Origin of the sequence: Streptomyces sp. NPDC006687 (genome assembly GCF_040636215.1) — a bacterium.
GTDB lineage: Bacteria > Actinomycetota > Actinomycetes > Streptomycetales > Streptomycetaceae > Streptomyces.
Genome location: NZ_JBEYJJ010000001.1, coordinates 195050 through 214692 on the forward strand (window position 1 = coordinate 195050; position 19643 = coordinate 214692).

At 72.6% G+C, this 19643-nt stretch carries 15 protein-coding genes; 4 read left to right on the top strand and 11 right to left on the bottom strand.

The features are described 5' to 3' along the window. The first annotated feature begins 118 nt into the window (after nt 1–118). The gene (locus ABZ716_RS00905; RefSeq protein WP_358955534.1) at nt 119–1558 is read left to right on the top strand and encodes a helix-turn-helix domain-containing protein; all 1440 of its coding nucleotides are present in this window, start codon (nt 119–121) and stop codon (nt 1556–1558) included. Between the two features lie 22 nt (nt 1559–1580). On the opposite strand, the gene ABZ716_RS00910 is transcribed toward ABZ716_RS00905, so the two are convergent. From ABZ716_RS00910 to ABZ716_RS00940, 7 genes are all read right to left on the bottom strand, one after another. Further along, complete coding sequence (locus tag ABZ716_RS00910; RefSeq protein ID WP_358955536.1) at nt 1581–2159, bottom strand: TetR/AcrR family transcriptional regulator; 579 nt, start codon at nt 2157–2159, stop codon at nt 1581–1583. A 112-nt stretch (nt 2160–2271) separates the two neighbouring features. Next, nucleotides 2272–3861 carry a phosphoglycerate dehydrogenase gene (gene serA / locus ABZ716_RS00915; RefSeq protein WP_351890559.1) on the bottom strand — a complete coding sequence of 530 codons (1590 nt, stop codon included), beginning with the start codon at nt 3859–3861 and terminating at the stop codon, nt 2272–2274. Nucleotides 3862–4165: 304 nt separating this feature from the next. Continuing rightward, nucleotides 4166–5167, bottom strand: a complete 1002-nt coding sequence (gene ilvC, locus ABZ716_RS00920) for a ketol-acid reductoisomerase (protein ID WP_351890561.1) — start codon at nt 5165–5167, stop codon at nt 4166–4168. 126 nt (nt 5168–5293) lie between these two features. After that, nucleotides 5294–5818, bottom strand: coding sequence for an acetolactate synthase small subunit (ilvN, locus tag ABZ716_RS00925; protein WP_351890564.1), 525 nt, complete (start codon nt 5816–5818; stop codon nt 5294–5296). Between the two features lie 30 nt (nt 5819–5848). Beyond that, nucleotides 5849–7735 carry an acetolactate synthase large subunit gene (locus tag ABZ716_RS00930; RefSeq protein WP_358955539.1) on the bottom strand — a complete coding sequence of 629 codons (1887 nt, stop codon included), beginning with the start codon at nt 7733–7735 and terminating at the stop codon, nt 5849–5851. Between the two features lie 228 nt (nt 7736–7963). After that, on the bottom strand, nt 7964–10843 hold the full coding sequence (locus ABZ716_RS00935; RefSeq protein WP_358955541.1) for an EAL domain-containing protein: 2880 nt from the start codon (nt 10841–10843) through the stop codon (nt 7964–7966). 280 nt (nt 10844–11123) lie between these two features. Beyond that, nucleotides 11124–12071, bottom strand: coding sequence for a 2-hydroxyacid dehydrogenase (locus ABZ716_RS00940; protein WP_358813765.1), 948 nt, complete (start codon nt 12069–12071; stop codon nt 11124–11126). Between the two features lie 86 nt (nt 12072–12157). Here ABZ716_RS00940 and ABZ716_RS00945 point away from each other — a divergent pair, with 86 nt between their 5' ends. From ABZ716_RS00945 to ABZ716_RS00955, 3 genes are all read left to right on the top strand, one after another. Continuing rightward, nucleotides 12158–13165: an aldo/keto reductase gene (locus ABZ716_RS00945; RefSeq protein WP_358955544.1), complete on the top strand. Its 1008-nt coding sequence runs from the start codon at nt 12158–12160 to the stop codon at nt 13163–13165. A 181-nt stretch (nt 13166–13346) separates the two neighbouring features. Beyond that, on the top strand, nt 13347–14582 hold the full coding sequence (locus tag ABZ716_RS00950) for a PQQ-dependent sugar dehydrogenase (protein ID WP_358955546.1): 1236 nt from the start codon (nt 13347–13349) through the stop codon (nt 14580–14582). A gap of 42 nt (nt 14583–14624) precedes the next feature. Continuing rightward, on the top strand, nt 14625–14846 hold the full coding sequence (locus ABZ716_RS00955) for a DUF6191 domain-containing protein (protein WP_358955847.1): 222 nt from the start codon (nt 14625–14627) through the stop codon (nt 14844–14846). On the opposite strand, the gene ABZ716_RS00960 is transcribed toward ABZ716_RS00955, so the two are convergent. The 4 genes from ABZ716_RS00960 to ABZ716_RS00975 form a co-directional block, all read right to left on the bottom strand. After that, nucleotides 14843–17881: an AAA family ATPase gene (locus ABZ716_RS00960; RefSeq protein WP_358813768.1), complete on the bottom strand. Its 3039-nt coding sequence runs from the start codon at nt 17879–17881 to the stop codon at nt 14843–14845. The genes ABZ716_RS00955 and ABZ716_RS00960 overlap by 4 nt on opposite strands. 80 nt (nt 17882–17961) lie before the next feature. Then, on the bottom strand, nt 17962–18129 hold the full coding sequence (locus tag ABZ716_RS00965) for a hypothetical protein (RefSeq protein WP_351890581.1): 168 nt from the start codon (nt 18127–18129) through the stop codon (nt 17962–17964). Nucleotides 18130–18318: 189 nt separating this feature from the next. Continuing rightward, the gene (locus ABZ716_RS00970; RefSeq protein WP_351890583.1) at nt 18319–18912 is read right to left on the bottom strand and encodes a hypothetical protein; all 594 of its coding nucleotides are present in this window, start codon (nt 18910–18912) and stop codon (nt 18319–18321) included. 172 nt (nt 18913–19084) lie between these two features. Beyond that, complete coding sequence (locus tag ABZ716_RS00975) at nt 19085–19639, bottom strand: GNAT family protein (RefSeq protein ID WP_358955549.1); 555 nt, start codon at nt 19637–19639, stop codon at nt 19085–19087. Between the last annotated feature and the right edge of the window lie 4 nt (nt 19640–19643).

Sequence of the window (19643 nt, forward strand, 5' to 3'; positions counted from 1 at the left end):
ACCACCGTGAAACCTATGGATCCCCACGATCCTCTGCCATCGACAGCTGTCACGCATCCGTGTCCGCGATCTCATACATGTGTCTGAAGAGAGCGGGCGGGGGTGGGAGAATGTGCCCGTGAAGGGCGATTACCAGGACCTGGTGGACGAGATCTCGGCGCTGCTCGGCGCCCCGGCGACGCTGGAGAACCGGGACTTCCGCCTGATCGCCTTCGGCGCGCACGACAGCGAGGACGACCTCGCGATGGACCCGGTGCGCACCCGCTCGATCCTGACCCGTCAGTCCACGGCGGCCGTGCGCGCCTGGTTCGAGGCGTTCGGCATCGCCCGCGCCACCGGCCCCGTCCGGATCCCGGCCGCCCCGGACGCGGGGGTGTTCCGGGGGCGGATCTGCCTGCCGGTGCGGTACCGGGGCATCGTCCAGGGCTACGTGTGGCTCCTCGACCGGGATCCGGGGCCGGGGCCGGAGGCCCTGGAGGCGGCGATGGACGTGGCGCAGCGGATCGGGGTGCTGCTGGCCGAGGAGGCCAAGGCGGGCGCCGACCTGTCCCGGGAGTTCCTCGCGGTGCTCACCGCCGGGCGGGGCTGGCAGCAGGACATGGCGGTGGCCGCGCTGCGTCTGGCCCTGGGGGGAGGGGCCGAGGGGCTCCACGCGGCGGTGTGCGTGACGCCGTGGGCCGGGGAGGCGCCCGCGTCGGTGCCGGGGGCGGCGGCGGTGTGCGTCGTACCGGCCGACGCGGCCGTCCACGGCGTCCTGCCGGGCGCGCCGGCCCCGGCGGGCCGGGCCCGTCTGGCCGTCCTGCTGCGCCTGCGCTCCCCCGACGCCCTGACCCCCTCCCTGACGGCCCTGGGCCGCCTCCTGCCCCGTGCGGCGACCCCGGCGGGGGGCCCGGGAGCCGCCCGCCCCGCCGGCCGGCCGGGAGCCGGCGCGGCGGCCCCGGCCGGTGAGGCAGCCGGGACGGGTGGGGCCGGACGGACCAGCGCGGCCGGAGGTGCCGGACGGGCGGGGGCCGGAGGGGCCGGGCGGACCGGAGGAGCCGGAGGTGCCGGGCGGACCAGCGCGGCCGGAGGGGCGGGCGGGGCACGAGGGGCCGGAGGAGCACCAGGGGCCGGCAGCGCGCCAGGGGTCGGCGGCGTGCAGGCCGTGACCGCCGGGGTGTCCGAGCCCGTGCAGGGGCTCGCTGAGGTGCCCGGGGCCTGGGGGCAGGCCGTCGCCGCCGCGCGGGCGGCCGCCGCCGAGCCGCAGCTGGGCCCCGTGGCCCGCTGGGCGGAGATCGGGCCGTACCGGATGCTGGGCGCGCTGACCCCAGGGCCCGTGGACGACCCCGCGACACGGGCGCTGCTGAGCCCGGCCCACCGGGAACTGGCCCGCACCGCGGAGGTGTTCCTCGACTGCGCCGGACAGGCCGGCCGCGCGGCGGCGGCGCTGGGCGTACACCGCCAGACCCTCTACTACCGGCTGGGCCGGGTGGAGCAGCTGACCGGGCTCGACCTGGACGCGGGCGAGGACCGGCTGCTGCTCCACATGGCCCTCAAGGCGTCCCGCCTGAACGACTGACCCGAGGCCCCCCCGCCCGGGGCTACCCGCCGGCCTTCGTAATGCCCTCCGCGAGCCGGCGCAGCCCCTCCGCGAACTCCTCCCCGTCGGGAGCGGTCGCGGGATCGAACAGCCACTGGACCATCAGGCCGTTGAGCAGCGCCTGGTAGACGGCTCCGAGCGTGCGCTCGTCCCGTTCGGTCAGCTGGTCCTCGGGGGCTCCGGTCAGCAGCGAGACCAGCCCCCGGCGCCCCTGCACCTGCGAGGCGGCCATCATCGCCTTCAGCTCCGGCTTCTCGTCCCGGCTCAGCGCCACCTCCAGGCTGGCCGCCCACACAGGAGCGGCCGCACCCTGCTGGGCGACCACGCCGTCCCACAGCGCGCGCAGCCGCTCCAGGGAGCCGTCCGCCCCGGCGGACTCCGCCCCCCAGCCCGCGCCCCATTCCTCGATCAGCGCGATGAACGCCTGGGTGAGCAGGGCGTCCTTCGAGCCGTAGTGGTAGCCGATGGACGCCAGGTTGGTGCCGGAGGCGCTGACGATGTCGCGCGCGGTCGTCCGCACGAACCCCTTCTCGGCCAGGCACTTCTTGGCGCCTTCGAGCAGATCTTCACGGTGTCCCATGCCGCAACGGTATCAAGACAAACGTCCCACACGTACGTACTATACGACCGTATAAAACAACAGGGCCCCGGGGTACGCACCCCGGGGCCCTTCCCTCGTCCGCGTGAGGCGGTCAGCCCAGGTTGACCGTACGGGCCGACGCGGCGCCGATCTCCGCCGAGATGGCCGCGAGGACGTCCGCCGGGACCTTCGCGTCCACCGTGAGGACGACGAGCGCCTCGCCGCCCTCCTCGGCGCGGGCGACCTGCATGCCCGCGATGTTCAGCCCGGCCTCGCCGAGCAGCTGGCCGACCTTGCCGACCACGCCCGGACGGTCGGTGTAGCGGAGCACGATCATGTGGTCGGCCAGGGCCAGGTCCACGTCGTACTCGCCGACGCCCACGATCTTCTGCAGGTGCTTCGGACCCGCGAGGGTGCCGGAGACCGACACCTCCTGGCCGTCGGCCAGCGTGCCGCGGACGGTCACCACGTTGCGGTGGTCCGGGGACTCCGAACTGGTCGTCAGGCGCACCTCGACACCGCGCTCCTGCGCGAACAGCGGGGCGTTGACGTAGGAGACCGTCTCGTCGACGACGTCCTCGAAGACACCCTTGAGGGCGGAGAGTTCCAGCACCTTGACGTCGTGCTGGGTGATCTCGCCGTAGACCTCCACGTCGAGGCGGACCGCGACCTCGCCCGCGAGGGCGGTGAAGATCCGGCCGAGCTTCTCGGCGAGCGGCAGACCGGGGCGCACGTCCTCGGCGATGACGCCGCCCTGGACGTTGACCGCGTCCGGTACGAGCTCGCCGGCCAGCGCGAGGCGCACCGACGTGGCCACCGAGATACCGGCCTTCTCCTGGGCCTCGTCCGTGGACGCGCCGAGGTGCGGGGTGCAGACGACCTGGTCGAGCTCGAACAGCGGGGAGTCCGTGCAGGGCTCCTTGGCGTACACGTCGAGGCCGGCGCCGGCGACGCGGCCCTCCTTGATGGCCGAGTACAGCGCGGCCTCGTCCACGATCCCGCCGCGGGCGGCGTTGACGATGCGGACGGACGGCTTGACCTTGTGCAGGGCCTCGTCCCCGATGAGACCGACGGTCTCGGGGGTCTTGGGCAGGTGCACGGTGATGAAGTCGGCGGCTTCCAGCAGCTCGTCGAGCGTCAGCATCTTGACGCCCATCTGCGCGGCACGCGCGGGCTGCACGTAGGGGTCGTACGCGACGACCTTCATCCCGAAGGCGGACATGCGCTGGGCGACCAGGACGCCGATGCGGCCGAGACCGACGACGCCGAGGGTCTTCTCGCTGAGTTCGACACCGGTGTACTTGTTGCGCTTCCACTCGCCGTTCTTCAGCGCGGTGTTGGCCTGCGCGATGTTGCGGGCGGTGGCGACGAGCAGGCCGCAGGCGAGCTCGGCGGCGGTGACGATGTTGGAGGTCGGGGCGTTGACGACCATCACGCCGGCCTTGGTGGCGGCGGAGACGTCGACGTTGTCCAGGCCCACACCGGCGCGGGCGACGACCTTCAGCTTCTTGGCCGCGGCGATGGCCTCGGCGTCCACCTTGGTGGCGGAGCGGACGAGGATGGCGTCGACATCGGCGATCGCGGGCAGCAGCTCCGCCCGGTCGGCGCCGTTGACGTGCCGGATCTCGAAGTCCGGGCCGAGCGCGTCCACCGTGGCGGGCGACAGCTCTTCGGCGATGAGTACGACAGGTTTCGAGCTCACGTGGGTCCTCACAAGTCCAGTGCGGACGGCCGTCCCGACGGCCGCAGGCGGTGGAGGGGGTAGCCGCGTGGAAGACGCACGACACTGTGGGCCTGACGCGTTGTGTTGAGCAGTGTAGTGGCGGTTGCGGCGCCGAACTCCGCCTGTACGGAAGGATCACCCGTCCGTGATTGGCCGGGGTGGACAATCCGCATGATGCGAGCTCTCCACTCCGTCGATTTTCGACCGGTCCGCGACGCGGCGTCCAGCCGGGGGATGCGCGGCGGGGCCGGGACGGTGTGTCCCGGCCCCGCCGTGCGCGAGATCAGCTCTCGTCGCTGTCGACCCAGCTCATCAGCTTGCGCAGCTTCTTGCCGGTGGTCTCCAGCAGGTGCTCGGAGTCGGCCTTCTTGTACTCGTTGTACTTCGGCAGACCGGCCTTGTACTCGGCCATCCACTCCTCGGCGAACTTGCCGCTCTGGATCTCGGCGAGGACCTTCTTCATCTCGGCCTTGGTGGCGTCGGTGATGACGCGCGGGCCGGTGATGTAGTCGCCCCACTCGGCGGTCTCGGAGACCGACCAGCGCATCTTCTCCAGGCCGCCCTCGTACATGAGGTCCACGATGAGCTTCAGCTCGTGCAGGCACTCGAAGTACGCGATCTCCGGCTGGTAACCGGCCTCGGTCAGGGTCTCGAAACCGGCCTTCACCAGGGCGGAAGCACCACCGCAGAGAACGGCCTGCTCACCGAACAGGTCGGTCTCGGTCTCCTCGGTGAAGGTGGTCTTGATGACGCCGGCACGGGTGCCGCCGATACCGGCCGCGTACGACAGGGCCAGGGCGAAGGCGTTGCCCGAGAAGTCCTGCTCGACGGCGGCGATGCACGGAACGCCGCGGCCCTCCTCGTACTGGCGGCGGACCAGGTGGCCCGGGCCCTTCGGGGCGACCAGGGCGACGTCCACGTTGGCCGGGGGCTTGATGAAGCCGTAGCGGACGTTGAAGCCGTGCCCGAAGAAGAGCGCGTCGCCCTCCTGCAGGTGGTCCTTGATGGACGCCTCGTAGATCTCGGCCTGGAGCGGGTCCGGGGTCAGGATCATGATGACGTTCGCCCACTCGGCCGCCTCCGCCACGGAGAGGACCTTCAGGCCCTGCTCCTCGGCCTTGGCCTTGGAGCTGGAGCCCTCCTTGAGGCCGACGACGACGTCGACGCCGGAGTCACGGAGCGACAGCGCGTGGGCGTGGCCCTGGCTGCCGTAACCGATGACCGCGACCTTGCGGCCCTGGATGATGGACAGGTCGGCGTCGTTCTCGTAGAACAGCTCGGCCACTGGGGTATCTCCTTGGTGCGCTGATGTTGCACCCACCGTACGGCGGGGAACGGATGAAGAGTTTGTCGGTCTCGCCATGCGAACCGGGCGTGTCCCGCCCGGTCCAGGCGTGGCGTCAGGCGTGGGTCAGGCGCTGCGCTCGAGGGAGCGCAGGCTGCGGTCCGTGATGGACCGGCCGCCGCGCCCTATGGCGATGGTGCCGGACTGCACCAGCTCCTTGATGCCGAAGGGCTCCAGCATCTTGAGCATGGCGCTGAGCTTGTCGCTGCCGCCGGTGGCCTCGATGGTGACGGCGTCCGGGGAGACGTCGACGGTCTTGGCGCGGAACAGCTGGACGATCTCGACGATCGTCGAGCGCGTCTCGTTGTCGGCGCGGACCTTCACCAGAACGAGTTCGCGTTCGATGGCGTTCGACGGCTCCAGCTCGACGATCTTGAGCACGTTGACCAGCTTGTTGAGCTGCTTGGTCACCTGCTCCAGCGGGAGGTCCTCCACGTTCACGACGATGGTGATGCGGGAGATGTCGGGGTGCTCGGTGACACCGACGGCGAGGGAGTCGATGTTGAACCCGCGGCGGGAGAACAGCGCGGCGATCCGGGCGAGGATGCCGGGGGTGTTCTCGACCAGGACCGAGAGCGTGTGCTTGGACATGTGAGTCGTTCTCTCTCTCAGGCTCTCGGCTCAGTCGTCTTCGTTGTCGCCGAAGTCGGGGCGGACGCCCCGGGCTGCCATGACCTCGTCGTTGGAGGTGCCGGCGGCGACCATCGGCCACACCATGGCGTCCTCGTGGACGATGAAGTCGATCACGACCGGGCGGTCGTTGATCGCGTTGGCCTCGGCGATGACCTTGTCCAGGTCCGCCGGGTCCTCGCAGCGCAGCGCGACACAGCCCATGGCCTCGGACAGCTTGACGAAGTCCGGGACGCGGGTGCCCTGGCGGGGCGCGGAGGACTCGCCGAGCTGGGAGCCGACCGTGTCGTGGCCGGTCTCGTCGGCGTGCAGGACGGTGTTGGAGTAGCGCTGGTTGTAGAAGAGCGTCTGCCACTGGCGGACCATGCCGAGGGCGCCGTTGTTGATGATGGCGACCTTGATCGGGATGTTGTTCAGCGCGCAGGTGGCCAGTTCCTGATTGGTCATCTGGAAGCAGCCGTCGCCGTCGATCGCCCAGACCGCGCGGTCCGGCATGCCGACCTTGGCGCCCATCGCGGCGGGGACCGCGTAGCCCATGGTTCCGGCGCCGCCGGAGTTCAGCCAGGTGCGGGGCTCCTCGTACTTGACGAAGTGGGAGGCCCACATCTGGTGCTGGCCGACGCCGGCCGTGAAGATCGTGCCCTTCGGCGCGAGGGCGCCGATCCGCTCGATGACCTGCTGCGGGGAGAGCGAGCCGTCCTCGGGGAGGTCGTAGCCCAGGGGGTAGGTCTCGCGCCAGCGGTTGAGGTCCTTCCACCAGGCGCTGTAGTCGCCGGTGTGGCCCTCGTTGTGCTCGGCCTGGATCGCCTGGACGAGGTCGGCGATGACCTCGCGGGCGTCGCCCACGATCGGGACGTCGACCTCGCGGTTCTTGCCGATCTCGGCCGGGTCGATGTCCGCGTGGATGACCTTGGCGAAGGGGGCGAAGCTGTCGAGCTTGCCGGTGACGCGGTCGTCGAAGCGGGTGCCGAGCGCGATCAGCAGGTCCGACTTCTGGAGCGCGGTGACACCGGTGACGGAGCCGTGCATACCGGGCATGCCGACGTGGAGCGGGTGGCTGTCGGGGAAGGAGCCGAGGGCCATCAGCGTGGTGCAGACCGGGACGCCGGTCAGCTCGGCGAGGACCTTCAGCTCGGCGGTGGCGCCGGACTTCATGACGCCGCCGCCGACGTACAGGACCGGGCGCTTGGCCTGGACGATGAGCTTGGCGGCCTCGCGGATCTGCTTGGCGTGCGGCTTGGTGACCGGGCGGTAGCCGGGCAGGTCCAGGGCCGGCGGCCAGGAGAAGGAGGTCTTCGCCTGGAGGGCGTCCTTGGCGATGTCCACCAGGACCGGTCCGGGGCGGCCGGTGGAGGCGATGTGGAACGCCTCGGCGATGGTCTTGGCGATGTCCTCGGCCTTGGTGACCAGGAAGTTGTGCTTGGTGATCGGCATCGTGATGCCGACGATGTCCGCCTCCTGGAAGGCGTCGGTGCCGATCGCCTTGGAGGAGACCTGGCCGGTGATCGCGACGAGCGGGACGGAGTCCATGTGGGCGTCGGCGATCGGGGTGACCAGGTTGGTGGCGCCCGGGCCGGAGGTGGCCATACAGACGCCGACCTTGCCGGTGGCCTGGGCGTATCCGGTGGCGGCGTGGCCAGCGCCCTGCTCGTGCCGGACGAGGATGTGACGGACCTTCTTGCTGTCCATCATCGGGTCGTACGCCGGGAGGATGCAGCCGCCCGGGATGCCGAAGACGGTGTCGCACCCCACCTCTTCGAGAGAGCGGATGAGGGACTGCGCGCCCGTGACGTGCTCAACTGCGGTGGGCTGGTGTCCACCCGTACGGGGCCGCGGCTGCGGATGGTGGGCCCCGGTGGCCTGCTCGGTCATCGGCATTCTCTTCTCGAAGCTGAGGGTTTTACGAGGAGCGGGGGATGCCCCGGTTCTCGTCCGGGTGCGTGTGCCAGTGCAACAAAAAACCCCTCGTGCCAGGTGGCAAGCGAGGGGAGCGCGTCGGCGGTGTGGAGCGGGGACATGCAGGTCCCGGCTTCAGCCGACGCGCTTTCCAAGTACGAGAATTCGGGTGCGCATGGCATTGACCCTCCCTCCGGCGGGAGGTCGATGTCAAGCGGGTGGGACGGGCGTCTCATTATGTGAGCCTCTATGGAGAGCCATCGAGCCACCGGACGAGCCGCCGGCCAAGGCGGGCTGGGCCGCACCGCCCGGTACTGGGAACGTACCTCTCGCGAGCGCGCGCCGCAGCCTGTATTCGTCGAGCGGTCCGGAAAACGCCATTCCCTGTCCATGGGTGCACCCCATGGCGCGCAGGGCCTCCACCTGCTCGGGCAGGTCGACCCCGTCGGCCACGGACTGCATCCCCAGATCGTTTGCGATGCGCAACAATCCCGCGGTGATCTTGTGCAGGCGGGCGGATTCGACCACGCCTTCGACCAGGCCCCGGTCCAGCTTGAGCAGGTCCACCGGGAGGCGGCGCAGGGCGCTGATGGCCGCGTAGCCGCTGCCGAAGCCGTCGAGGGCGATCCGGACGCCGAGCCGGTGCAGGACCGTCAGGCGGCGCTCCAGCTCGTCGAAGGGGACTCTGGGGTCGGAGGCGGCCAGTTCGAGGACGAGGGCCCCCGAGGGCAGCCCGTGCCGGGCGAGCAGGGCCTCCACGGAGCCCCCGGGCAGCGAGCGGTCGAGCAGCCGCTGGGCGGTCATCCGTACGACCACTGGTACGTCATGGCCCGCGAGATGACGCTCGGCGGCCTCGGCCACCGCCTCTTCGAGGAGCCACCGGCTCAGTTCCGCGGCCCGCGAGGCGTCCAGCCCGCCCCCCGGGCCGCCCTCGCCGCGTTCGGCCACGCGGAGGAACTCGGACGGGGTGAAGAGGATCCCCTGGGCGGAGCGCCAGCGGGCCTGCGCGGCGACCGCGGTGACCTCGCCGCCGGCCAGGGAGACCACGGGCTGGTGCAGCAGGGCGAACTCGCCCTCGTGCAGCGCGCTGCGCAGCTTCCCGGCCAGCTCGGCCTTGCGGACGACCTCGGCCTGCATCTGCGGGGCGTACAGCTCGACGCGGTCCTTGCCGCCCGCCTTGGCCCGGTACATCGCGAGGTCGGCGTTGCGCATCAGGTCCGAGGGGGTGATGCCGGGGTCGGCGAAGGCCACGCCGATGCTGGCGGCCACCCGGACCTCGCTGCCGGCGATGCGGTAGGGCTGCGAGAGGGTGGCGCGCAGCCGGTCGGCGATCTCGTGGACCTGGTAGGCGCGGGCGCCGCGGTCGCGGCTGCCGTCGCCCAGGATGAGGGCGGCGAACTCGTCGCCGCCGAGGCGGGCGGCGGTGTCCCCGGCACGGACGGCTTCCTGGAGGCGGCGGGCGGCCTCGACGAGCAGTTCGTCGCCCGCCTGGTGGCCGATGGTGTCGTTGACCGCCTTGAATCCGTCGAGGTCGATGAAGAGCACGGCGGTGCTGTGGTCGCCCGCGCGGCGGCCGGTGAGGGCCTGGCGGACGCGGCGGGTGAACAGGGCCCGGTTGGGCAGGTCGGTGAGCGGGTCGTGCTCGGCGCTGTGCTGGAGCTGGGCCTGGAGACGGACCCGCTCGGTGACGTCCCGGCTGTTGAGGATGAGTCCGCCCTGATGCCGGTTGACGGTGGACTCCACGTTGAGCCATTCCCCGCCGCCCGATTTGAACCGGCATTCGATGCGGGTGGTGGGTTCTTCGGCGGGCGGGGCGGCCAGGAAGCGGCGTACTTCGTGGACGACGCGGCCGAGGTCCTCGGGGTGGATGAGGGCGGCGAGCTCGGTGCCGACCAGCTCCTCCGCCTCGCGGCCGTAGACGCCGGCGGCGGCGGGGCTGACGTAGCGCAGGGTCCCGGTGGGGGCGGCGATCATGATGACGTCGCTGGAGCCCTGGACCAGGGAGCGGAAGTGGTTCTCCTTCTGGGCCAGTTCCTGGGTGAGCGCGATGTTGTCGAGGAGCATGATGCCCTGGCGGACGACGAGGGCGAGCACGACGGTGCAGCCGGTGAAGACCACCATCCGGTCGACCTTCCTGCCGTCCACCACGTTGTAGAGGATGCCGAGGGTGCACACCGCGGCGGCCAGGTACGGGGTGAGGGCGGGGAGGGAGCCGGTGATGGGGCGGCTGTGCGGCCTCTCGGCGCGCGGGAGCGCCGGGCGCGGGGCCGGTTCCGGGCGGCCGCCCGCGGCCCAGGGGGCGTAGGCGAGGAGCAGGGAGCCCGCGAACCAGCCGGCGTCGAGGATCTCCCCCGAGCGGTAGGTGGTGTTCAGGAGCGGCGAGGTGAACAACGCGTCGCTCAGGACGGTCAGGGCGAGGGCCGCGATGGCCGTGTTGACCGCGGAGCGGTTGTTGGCCGAGCGCCGGAAGTGCAGCACCAGGACCATCGAGACCAGCGCGATGTCGAGGAGCGGGTAGGCGAGGGAGAGCGCGGCGCGCGGAACGCTGCCGGGCGCCCCCGACTGGGCGGTGCGGGCGGCGTTGGCGAGGGCCAGGCTCCAGGAGAGGGTCAGCAGGGAGCCGCCGATGAGCCAGGAGTCGAGCGAGAGGCAGACCCATCCGGCGCGGGTGACCGGGCGTTTGGCGAGGACGAGCAGGCCCACGATGGCGGGCGGGGCGAAGCAGAGGAAGGCGAAGTCCGCGAGCGAGGGCTCGGGCACCTTCCGGTGGAGGACGACCTCGTACCAGCCCCAGATGCCGTTCCCCAGGGCTCCCATGAGCGAGGAGAACGCGAACATCAGCCAGGCGGGGCGCTCACGGCGGCCGATCGCGCGGGCGTAGTGGTAGCAGGAGACGGCGGCCAGTAACCCGGCGGTGCTGAGGCCGAAGTCGCCCATGACCTTGGCGAGTTCGTCCGAGCCCCAGCCGAGGGCGGCCCCGACGGCGTAGCCGCCGCTGACCACCGCGAGGAGGAGCTGCCCTCCCACGCCCTTGCCCCCGCCCCCGCTGGCCGGCGGCCGGGTCAGGAGCACCGCCCCCGGGGCGCTCACCGGTCCCCCTCGCCTGCTGGTTCCGGCGCAGCCCAGTCTCGGCCGCGTCGCTTGCGGCGGCTCTGCCGCATCGGATCCTTCGTCCATTGGCCGTGCATCGCCCGTCGCCCCCCAAAGTGTCCGTTCACCCCAGCGCCAGACGTACGTGGCGCAGCCCCTTGTTCCGGACGATACACCACTTTCGTCACTCAGCGACATAGCTTCTCTACTCTCCGTCACCATCGGGAGGCGTGCGACAACTGCTCGCACATGTATGGACGCGGAGAGTGCGCGTCGTGGTTCAGTCCGTGATCAGAACGGTGTTCTCTACGGGCTTCCCGGCGGCGAACCGGGCGAGCTGACGGGCGATGAGCCGCTTCGCCCGCGGCTGGAACGCCGAGCTGCTGCCGCCGACGTGAGGCGTGATCAGGACGTTCGGGGCGTGCCAGAGCGGGTGGCCCGGGGGCAGCGGCTCGGGGTCGGTGACGTCGAGGGCGGCGCGCAGCCGGCCCGACTCCAGCTCGGCCAGCAGGGCCTTGGTGTCGGCGACGGGGCCGCGCGAGACGTTCACCAGGAGGGCGCCGTCCTTCATCCGGCCGAGGAAGGCGGCGCCCGCCAGACCCCGGGTGTCCTGCGTCAGCGGGGTGGAGAGGATGACCACGTCCGCCTCGGGCAGGAGGGCCGGGAGGTCGCCGAGAGCGTGGACCGGCCCGTGCGGGGCGGTGCGGGCCGAACGGGCGACGCGGGTGACGCGCCCGCACTCGAAGGGCGCGAGCCGGTCCTCGATGGCCGCGCCGATCGCCCCGTAGCCGACGATCAGGACGGACTTGTCCGCGAGGGCCTCGTAGAAGCCGCCGCGCCATTCCTCGCGGTCCTGGCCGCGCACCATGCCGGGGATGCCGCGCAGGGAGGCGAGGGTGAGGGTCAGGGCGAGCTCGGCGGTGCTGGCTTCGTGGACCCCGCGGGCGTTGCAGAGGCGGACACCCGGGGGCAGCTGGCCGAGGCCAGGCAGGACGTGGTCGATGCCGGCGGTGAGGGTCTGCACGACGCGCAGGCCCGGCATGGCCGGGAGCGGGCGCAGGGTCACGGCCTGGGACTTCATGTACGGGGTGACGTAGAAGACGCAGGCGGCCGGGTCGGCCGGGAACTCGTCCTCACCGTCCCACTGGCGGTAGCGGAAGGAGCCGGGGAGGCCGTCGATCTCCCCGGGCGGGAACGGGAGCCAGACCTCGGCCGTCGTTGCAGTCATGATCCCGAGGCTATGCGAAGGGAACGTGATCAAGCCGTTAGTTTGAGGGCCGGACCGGGAGAGCGGGCCGGGAGGGGGACGCAGGGGTGGAGCGCAGGTCGATCGGGTCGGGACCGCTGACGGTGGGGGCCATCGGGCTCGGCTGCATGCCGATGAGCTGGGCTTACACGCCGTCACGCCGCCGGGGCGAGGAGTCCTTGCGCACCCTGCACACGGCGCTGGACCTGGGGGCGAACCTGTTGGACACGGCGGATCTGTACGGGCCGTTCACCAACGAGCTGGCGGTGGGACGGGTCCTGCGGGAACGGCGGGCCGAGGCGTTCGTGTCGTCCAAGGTGGGGCTGCGGGCGGCCGAGGGGCACGTGGTGGCCGACGGGCGCCCGGATTACGTGCGGCGGGCGTGCGACGCCTCGCTGCGGCGGCTGCGGACCGACGTCATAGACCTGTACCAGCTGCACCGGGTGGACCCGGAGGTCCCGGTGGAGGAGACCTGGGGGGCCATGGCGGAGCTGGTGCAGGCCGGAAAGGTGCGGGCGCTGGGGTTCTGTGCGCTGGGTGCGGGGGCCGGACCCGGGGCGGGGCGGCGCGGGGACCGGGGATACCGCTCGACGTTGCGGCATCTGGAGCGGGCGCAGCAGGTGTTCCCGGTGACGGCGGTGCAGGCGGAGCTGTCGGTGTGGTCGCCGGAGGCGGCGTGGCAGTTGCTGCCGTGGTGTGCGGCGCGGGGGGTGGGGGTGCTGGCGGCGATGCCGCTGGGCAGCGGGTTCCTGACCGGGACGCTGACGCCGGGGCAGGGGTTCGAGGAGGCGGACGTGCGGGCCAGGCATCCCCGGTTCACGGCGCACGCGATGGCGTCGAACCAGGTGCTGGTGGCGGAGCTGCGGCGGGTGGCGCGGCGGCACGGGCCGGAGGTCACCGCGGCGCAGGTGGCGCTGGCGTGGGTGCTGGCGCAGGGGCCGCACGTGGTGCCGGTGCCGGGGGCGGACCGGGCGCGGTGGGCGGCGGAGAACGCGCGGGCGGCGGAGGTGCGGCTGACGGCCGGGGAGCTGGCCGGGTTCGCGGCGCTGCCGACGGCGGTGGGGGCCTGGGACTGACGTTCCCGGGACGGGCGTTTGCGGGACTGGCGTTTCCGGGACGGCGTTTCCGGGGCGGCACCTTGCGGGGCGGCCCTCACAACCACTCGATCGGGTGTACGAGCGGTGGAACTTGGGCACCTGCCGGATCTGTTGAGTCTGGTGAAGGGCAGGACTGGGCCGACCGGAGGGGAGCGGGACGATGCGGTACGAAGCGCGGAGCGGAGTGCGGGGCGCGGTTCGCGGTACGGGGTTCTACGGAGGCGGGAGCGCGCGGCGCCGGGGGGTGCTCGCCGGGATCGCGGTGGCGGGGTGCGGGGCACTACTGGCCGGGTGCTCCGCTTCGGGCGGGGCTCCGCCCGGGGCGGGGGGCTCCCCGCCGGGATCGCCGGGGGCGGCTTCGGCGGCGGTCTCGCCGGGGGCGCAGGCGCCGGCGCCGCCCGCCAAGGGTTCCGTGACGGTCACGGGGGAGATGGCGAAGGGGCTGGACTCCCCCTGGGGTGTGGCCGTGCTGCCGGGAGGGGACCTGCTGGTCGGGTCCCGGGACAAGGGCACGATCAGCAGGGTCCGGGCGGACACGGGTGAGGTGACGCGGATCGGCGTGGTGCCGGGGGTGGCGCCCGGCGGGGAGGGCGGGCTGCTGGGTCTGGCGCTGTCCCCGCACTTCGCCTCGGACCGGCTGGTGTACGCGTACTTCACGACGGAGTCCGACAACCGCATCGCACGGATGCGCTACGACGAGCAGCGACCACCAGGGCAGCAGCTGGGCGCGCCCGACACCGTGCTGCGGGGCATCCCCAAGGGGGTCCTGCACAACGGCGGCCGGATCGCCTTCGGCCCGGACGGGATGCTCTACGCCGGGACGGGCGAGACGGGAAACACAGCGCTGGCGCAGGACCGGAAGTCGCTGGGCGGGAAGATCCTGCGGATGACCCCCGACGGGAAACCGGTGCACGGAAATCCCGAGCCGGACTCGGTCGTCTACTCCTGGGGGCACCGCAACGTGCAGGGCCTCGCCTGGGACAAGGACAAGAGGCTGTGGGCGTCGGAGTTCGGTCAGCACACCTGGGACGAGCTGAACCTCATCGAGCCGGGCGGCAACTACGGCTGGCCGGAGGTGGAGGGGAAAGGCGGCAAGGCCGGGTTCCGTGACCCGGTGGCCGTCTGGAAGACGGAGGAGGCTTCACCGAGCGGGATCGCCTGGGCGGAGGGGTCCGTGTGGATGGCGTCGCTGAAGGGTGAGCGGCTGTGGCGGATCCCGCTGAAGGGCGCGGTGCCGGCGGCGCAGCCGGAGGCGTTCCTGACCGGGACGTACGGGCGGCTGCGGACGGTGACGGCGCTCGGCGGGGACAGACTGCTGCTGGTCACGAGCGAGACGGACGGGCGCGGGTCGCCGGAGGCGGGCGACGACAGGATCCTGAAGCTGACGGTGCGGTGACCGACGATGCCCCGGTGGGGGGCGGAAGGCGCGGTGAGCACGGTGTTCAACATGATCGAGGAGTTGTTCAGCCCGGGACGGCGGCACACGGAGGAGGAGAAGAAGCGGCTGGAGCTGTCCCGGACCGACGTCGGTGACGGCGATCCGGGGCGGGGTCCGATAGACCTCGACTCCGGCACGGTGCTCATACGCCCGGCCGCGAGCCCGCAGCCGGACGCGGAGGACGGCCCGGAGGGGGACGCGGGTGAGGGCGGCCGTCCCTAGGGCTGCGGCGTCAGGGGGGTGAACAGGCGCAGCCGGTGGGCGAGCGCCGCGGCCTCTCCCCGGCCGGCGACGCCCAGCTTGGCCAGGATGTTCGAGACGTGCACGCTGGCCGTCTTCGGGGAGATGAACAGTTCCTCCGCGATCTGACGGTTGGTGCTGCCGGTCGCGACCAGGCGCAGGACGTCCCGTTCACGGCTGGTGAGTCCGAGTGCCTCGGCCGGGTCGGTGTCCGGTGCCGGCGCCGCCGGGCGGGCCTCGTCGGGGGTCAGCGGGAGCCTGGCGCGCTGGGCGAGGAGGGCCAGGTCCTCGCGGAGGCGTCGGGCGCCCAGGCGGTCGGCGGTGGCGTGGGCGTCGCGGAGCAGGCCGGCGGCCGTCTCTCGGTCCCCGCCCGAGCCCAGCAGTGCCTCGGCGAGCCGGTGGCGGGCGCGGGCCAGCAGGTAGGGGCGTTCCAGGGGGCTGACGGCCGCCTCGACCGCCGTCCAGTCGGCGACGGTGTCGCGGCCCTCGGCGCGCAGCAGCTCGGCCCTGAGGTACTCCGCGTGGGCGTGCCACAGGGGTGTGGGGGTGGCCAGGGGGCGGGCGGCGGTGCGCAGGGCTTCCAGGGCTGCGGCGCGGCCTTCCTCGGTGCCGGGCAGGCCCCTGGCGTCGGCTTCGGCGGTGGCGGAGGCGAGGAGGAGGGGCCAGGCGTAGCGGTGCTGGCCGAGCGGGAAGCCGTAGGCGATGGCCTGCGCCGTCTCGGTCCGGACATCGGCGATGCGGCCCTCGCCGGCGGCCAGGCCGATGGCCAGGCGGAAGAGCGGGATCCGGTGCTGGGGCTGGCTGTCGTGGGTGCCGAAGTGGGCGTGGGCGGCGGCGAGCTGGGCGGCGGCCTCGGTGAGTTCGCCGCGGGCCAGGGCCAGGTAGGCCAGGCGTGCGGAGGCGGAGCCGCGGGGGGCGGCGCCGTGGCCGACGTGCAGGGTGCGCCGGGCCGCTTCGGCGGCCTCGTCCCAGCGGCCCAGGCTGTACAGGCTTTCGGCCATGTTCCCGCGGACCCAGGCTTCGGTGTCCAGGAGCCGGGCCCTGCCGACGAGTTCGACCCCTTGTGCGGCCAATTCCACCGCTTCGCGGGAACGGCCCATCGATTCGAGTTGGGAGGTGATGTTGATATGGGCGCGACCCGCCACGACGGTGAATCCGAGCGCGATGGCCCGGTCCTTGACCGCATGGAGTTCGGCGAGGCCGGTGGGGCCGTCGCCGGAGTCCATGAGCAGACAGCCGTAGGTGATCCGGGCGTTGAGCTCGGTCTCCTCGGCGCCGATCATCCGGGCGTACTCCACGGCCCGTTCGGCGGCGGCGAGGTTGCCGGGGCCCGGGTTGTGGAGCATGCCCCAGCCCGCGACCCGGACGAGGACGTCGGCGTGCACCTGGGACGGGGGCAGCCCCTTGACCAGTTCCTGGGCGGTGGCGATCTCGTGCCAGCCGTCGCCCCGGCCGATGTTGGCGATGAGGCGGGAGCGCTCGGTCCAGAACCAGGCGGCGCGCAGCGGGTCGCCGCCGTCCTCGTCGAGGATGCGCAGGGCCAGTTTGGTGAGCTTCAGGGCGCGTTCGCGTTCTCCGCCGTAGCGGGCGGCGACGGTGGCCTCGGCCAGCAGGTCCACGCGCTGGAGCGGTGTGGTGTCCGGGTCGCAGCCGCAGGGCGGGTACGCCTCGGTGTAGTCGGCGGGGCGCAGTTCTTCCCGGACCTGGTCGGGTGCGCTCTCCCACAGGTCCATGGCCCGTTCGAGCAGGCTGAGCTGTTCGGAGTAGGCATGCCGGCGGCGTGCGGTGACGGAGGCGGCGAGGACGGCGGGCAGGGCCTTGGCCGGGTCGTTGGCCGCGTACCAGTAGTTGGCCAGCCGGATGGTCCGCTCCTCGGCGCGGATCAGCGTCTCGTCGGCCTCCACGGCCTCGGCGTAGCGCCGGTTGACGCGGGCGCGTTCGCCGGGCAGCAGGTCGTCGCTGACGGCCTCGCGGACCAGGGAGTGGCGGAAGCGGTATCCGTCGCCGTCGGCGGTGGCGAGGAGGATGTTGGCGCCGACGGCGGCGCGCAGGGCCTCGATCAGCTCGTCCTCGCCGAGCCGGGAGACGGCGAGCAGCAGCGGGTATTCGACGGTGGAGCCGCCCTCGGCGACGATGCGGACCACGCGCTGGGCGGCGTCGGGCAGCACCTCGACGCGGACGAGGAGCAGGTCGCGCAGGGATTCGGTGAGCCCGGTGCGGCAGCCGCTCTCATGGGAGGCGACGAGTTCCTCGACGAAGAAGGCGTTGCCGTCGGAGCGTTCGAAGACGGAGTCGACGAACGCCTCGTCGGGCCGGGAGGCGAGGATCCCGGCGAGCTGCCGGCGTACTTCGGCGCGGTTGAAGCGGGACAGCTCGATGCGCTGGACGGTGCGGAGCCGGTCGAGTTCGGCGAGCAGGGGGCGCAGCGGGTGGCGGCGGTGGATGTCGTCGGCCCGGTAGGTGGCGACGAGGACGAGCCGGCCCCGGCCCAGGGTGCGGAAGAGGTAGGCGAGCAGGTGGCGGGTGGAGGTGTCCGCCCAGTGCAGGTCCTCCAGGACGAGGACGACGGTGCGGTCGGCGGCGAGGCGCTCCAGCATCCGGGCGGTCAGTTCGAAGAGGCGGGCGGTGCTCTCCTCGTCGTGGGGGCCGCGGGGGGTCTCGCCGAGTTCGGGGAGGATGCGGGCGAGTTCGTCCTCCTGTCCGGCGGCCGCGGCGGCGAGTTCGCCGGGGAGCAGGCGGAGCAGGGTGCGCAGGGCAGTCGAGAAAGGGGCGAAGGGAAGGCCCTCCGCCCCGATCTCCACACATCCTCCGACGGCCACCACGGCTCCGCGGCGGGCGGCCTCGGCGAGGAACTCCTCGGTCAGCCGGGTCTTGCCGACTCCGGCCTCCCCTCCGATGAGGAGGGCCTGCGGCTCCTGGTCCGCCGCGCGGGCCAGGGAGTCGACGAGTACGGCCAGTTCGTCGGCGCGGCCGACGAACACCGGGCTGACAGATCTGGTTTCCACGTCGCCGAGCATCGCACACGGGTCCGGCCGGGCGGCAGTCGTTATCGGGGCGCTCGTCATCTCGCGTCAGTCCACGGGGTACGTGGCGCGGGTTACGCGGCGCGGGTGAAGAGGCGGCGGTGGCTGTTCACCGTCCTCTCGGATTCCTCGCCGCGAGAGGAGGTGCGGGCGGCCTTCCGGGCCTCCCGGACCATCCGGTACCGGTCGGCCTGGCTCATGAGGTCGGCGCGGCGGGCGGTGGCGATCTCGTACTCGAACATCTCGTTCTCCCTGGCTGCTGTTCTCGGGCACCTCGTCCGGTGTGATCCAAGGTTCGCGTCCCAGGGGGGTGCGGCACATGGGGCTCATGCCGCATCTGTGCGGCCCCGGGGTCCTTAGGCCGGGGCCCCGGGGTCATGAGAGGGGCTGGAGCCGCCGGTCAGCGGCCTAAGACATGCGTAAGGCGGTGCCTACTCGGCGGCCGTCGGGAGGGCTACGAGGAGGTCGAAGTACATGAGTCCGAAGAGCAGGACGCCGAGGACGCCGAGGGCGACGGCGGCCCAGGAGACGGAGCGGACCCAGGCGGGGTGGACCCGGCCGGGGGCGCCGAAGGCGGGGGCCGCGAGGACGACGGCGGCGAGGAGCAGGGCGAGGGCGGAGAGGAGGCCGTTGACGAGGGCCGTCATGTGCCAGGCGTCGCCGTACAGGGCGGCGATCTTCTCCTTGGCGGTGGTGGCGTTGGCCGACTCGATCTGGCCGATGAGGGTCTGGCGCTCGCCGATCACGCGGGCGACCCAGCTGCCGCTGAGGGCGACGAGCCCGAGGCCCGCGGCGGTGACGGCGGCGGCCGCGGAGCCGACGCCGGTGGGCCGCTCGGGGAAGAGGTCCGTCTCCTCGTCCTCCAGGGCCTCGGCGGTCTCTTCTCCGGCGAGGGGTTCGGCGGCTGCGGCCTCGGGCTCGGTCTCGGGCGCGGGGGTGTCCTCGGCCGGGGTGCCGGTGACCGGCTGGTCCTCGGCGGCGTCCGCCTGGGGAGCGGTCGGGGCGGCGGTCTTGGTGGTGTCCATGGCGCGCACCGTAGGCGGCCTTTCTGAGAGCCTCCTGAGAGCGGCCGCGGCGTGGCCGGCCGGGCGGGCCGCGAGCCGGCCGCGCGGACCTGCGGATGGGCCGCGGCCACGGGCCGCGCGGCCGGAACCACGGCCCGGGCCGGGTCGCGCGGCGCGGGCGGGGCCGGGTCGGCTACGCGGTGCGGGCGGCGGTTCGCTCGGGGGCGAGGAGCGACCAGATCTCGGTGTCGTGGCGGACGCCGCGGTGGAGGTGGCGCTGGCGCAGGACGCCCTCGCGGGTGAGGCCGAGGCGTGCCGCGACGGCGATGCTCTTGGTGTTGCCGCTGGAGACGTGCCACTCGACGCGGTGCATTCCGCGCACGTCGAACGCCCAGTCGATCAGCACCCGGCAGGCGGTGGTGACCAGGCCCCGGCCGGTGCCCGCGGGTTCCATCCAGCAGCCGATCTCGCAGGTGCCCTGCGCGGCGTCGAAGGTGCGAAAGAGGACTCCGCCGACGAGGGTGCCGCCGAGCCGGATGCCGTAGAGGCGGGCGCCGTCGGCGGCGGACTTCTCGGCGTTGGACCGCAGGAGCTCCCGGGCCGACTCCAGGTCGGTGGCGCGGTCGGGGAAGCCGATGAACTCGCCGATGGACTCGCGGCCGCGGTCCATGTGCGCGAGGAACTCCTCCGCGTGCCAGACCTCCAGCGGGAAGAGCTGGGCGTCCTCGGCCAGGTCTATGGCGAACATGCGT

Excerpts from the sequence above, each read along its gene's own strand:
- ABZ716_RS00960 (WP_358813768.1), bottom strand. The coding sequence starts at position 17,881 with ATGCTCGGCGACGTGGAAACCAGATCTGTCAGCCCGGTGTTCGTCGGC.
- ABZ716_RS00975 (WP_358955549.1), bottom strand. The coding sequence starts at position 19,639 with ATGTTCGCCATAGACCTGGCCGAGGACGCCCAGCTCTTCCCGCTGGAG.
- ABZ716_RS00910 (WP_358955536.1), bottom strand. The coding sequence starts at position 2,159 with ATGGGACACCGTGAAGATCTGCTCGAAGGCGCCAAGAAGTGCCTGGCC.
- ABZ716_RS00970 (WP_351890583.1), bottom strand. The coding sequence starts at position 18,912 with ATGGACACCACCAAGACCGCCGCCCCGACCGCTCCCCAGGCGGACGCC.
- ilvN (WP_351890564.1), bottom strand. The coding sequence starts at position 5,818 with ATGTCCAAGCACACGCTCTCGGTCCTGGTCGAGAACACCCCCGGCATC.
- ABZ716_RS00950 (WP_358955546.1), top strand. The coding sequence starts at position 13,347 with ATGCGGTACGAAGCGCGGAGCGGAGTGCGGGGCGCGGTTCGCGGTACG.
- ABZ716_RS00930 (WP_358955539.1), bottom strand. The coding sequence starts at position 7,735 with ATGCCGATGACCGAGCAGGCCACCGGGGCCCACCATCCGCAGCCGCGG.
- ABZ716_RS00965 (WP_351890581.1), bottom strand. The coding sequence starts at position 18,129 with ATGTTCGAGTACGAGATCGCCACCGCCCGCCGCGCCGACCTCATGAGC.
- ABZ716_RS00940 (WP_358813765.1), bottom strand. The coding sequence starts at position 12,071 with ATGACTGCAACGACGGCCGAGGTCTGGCTCCCGTTCCCGCCCGGGGAG.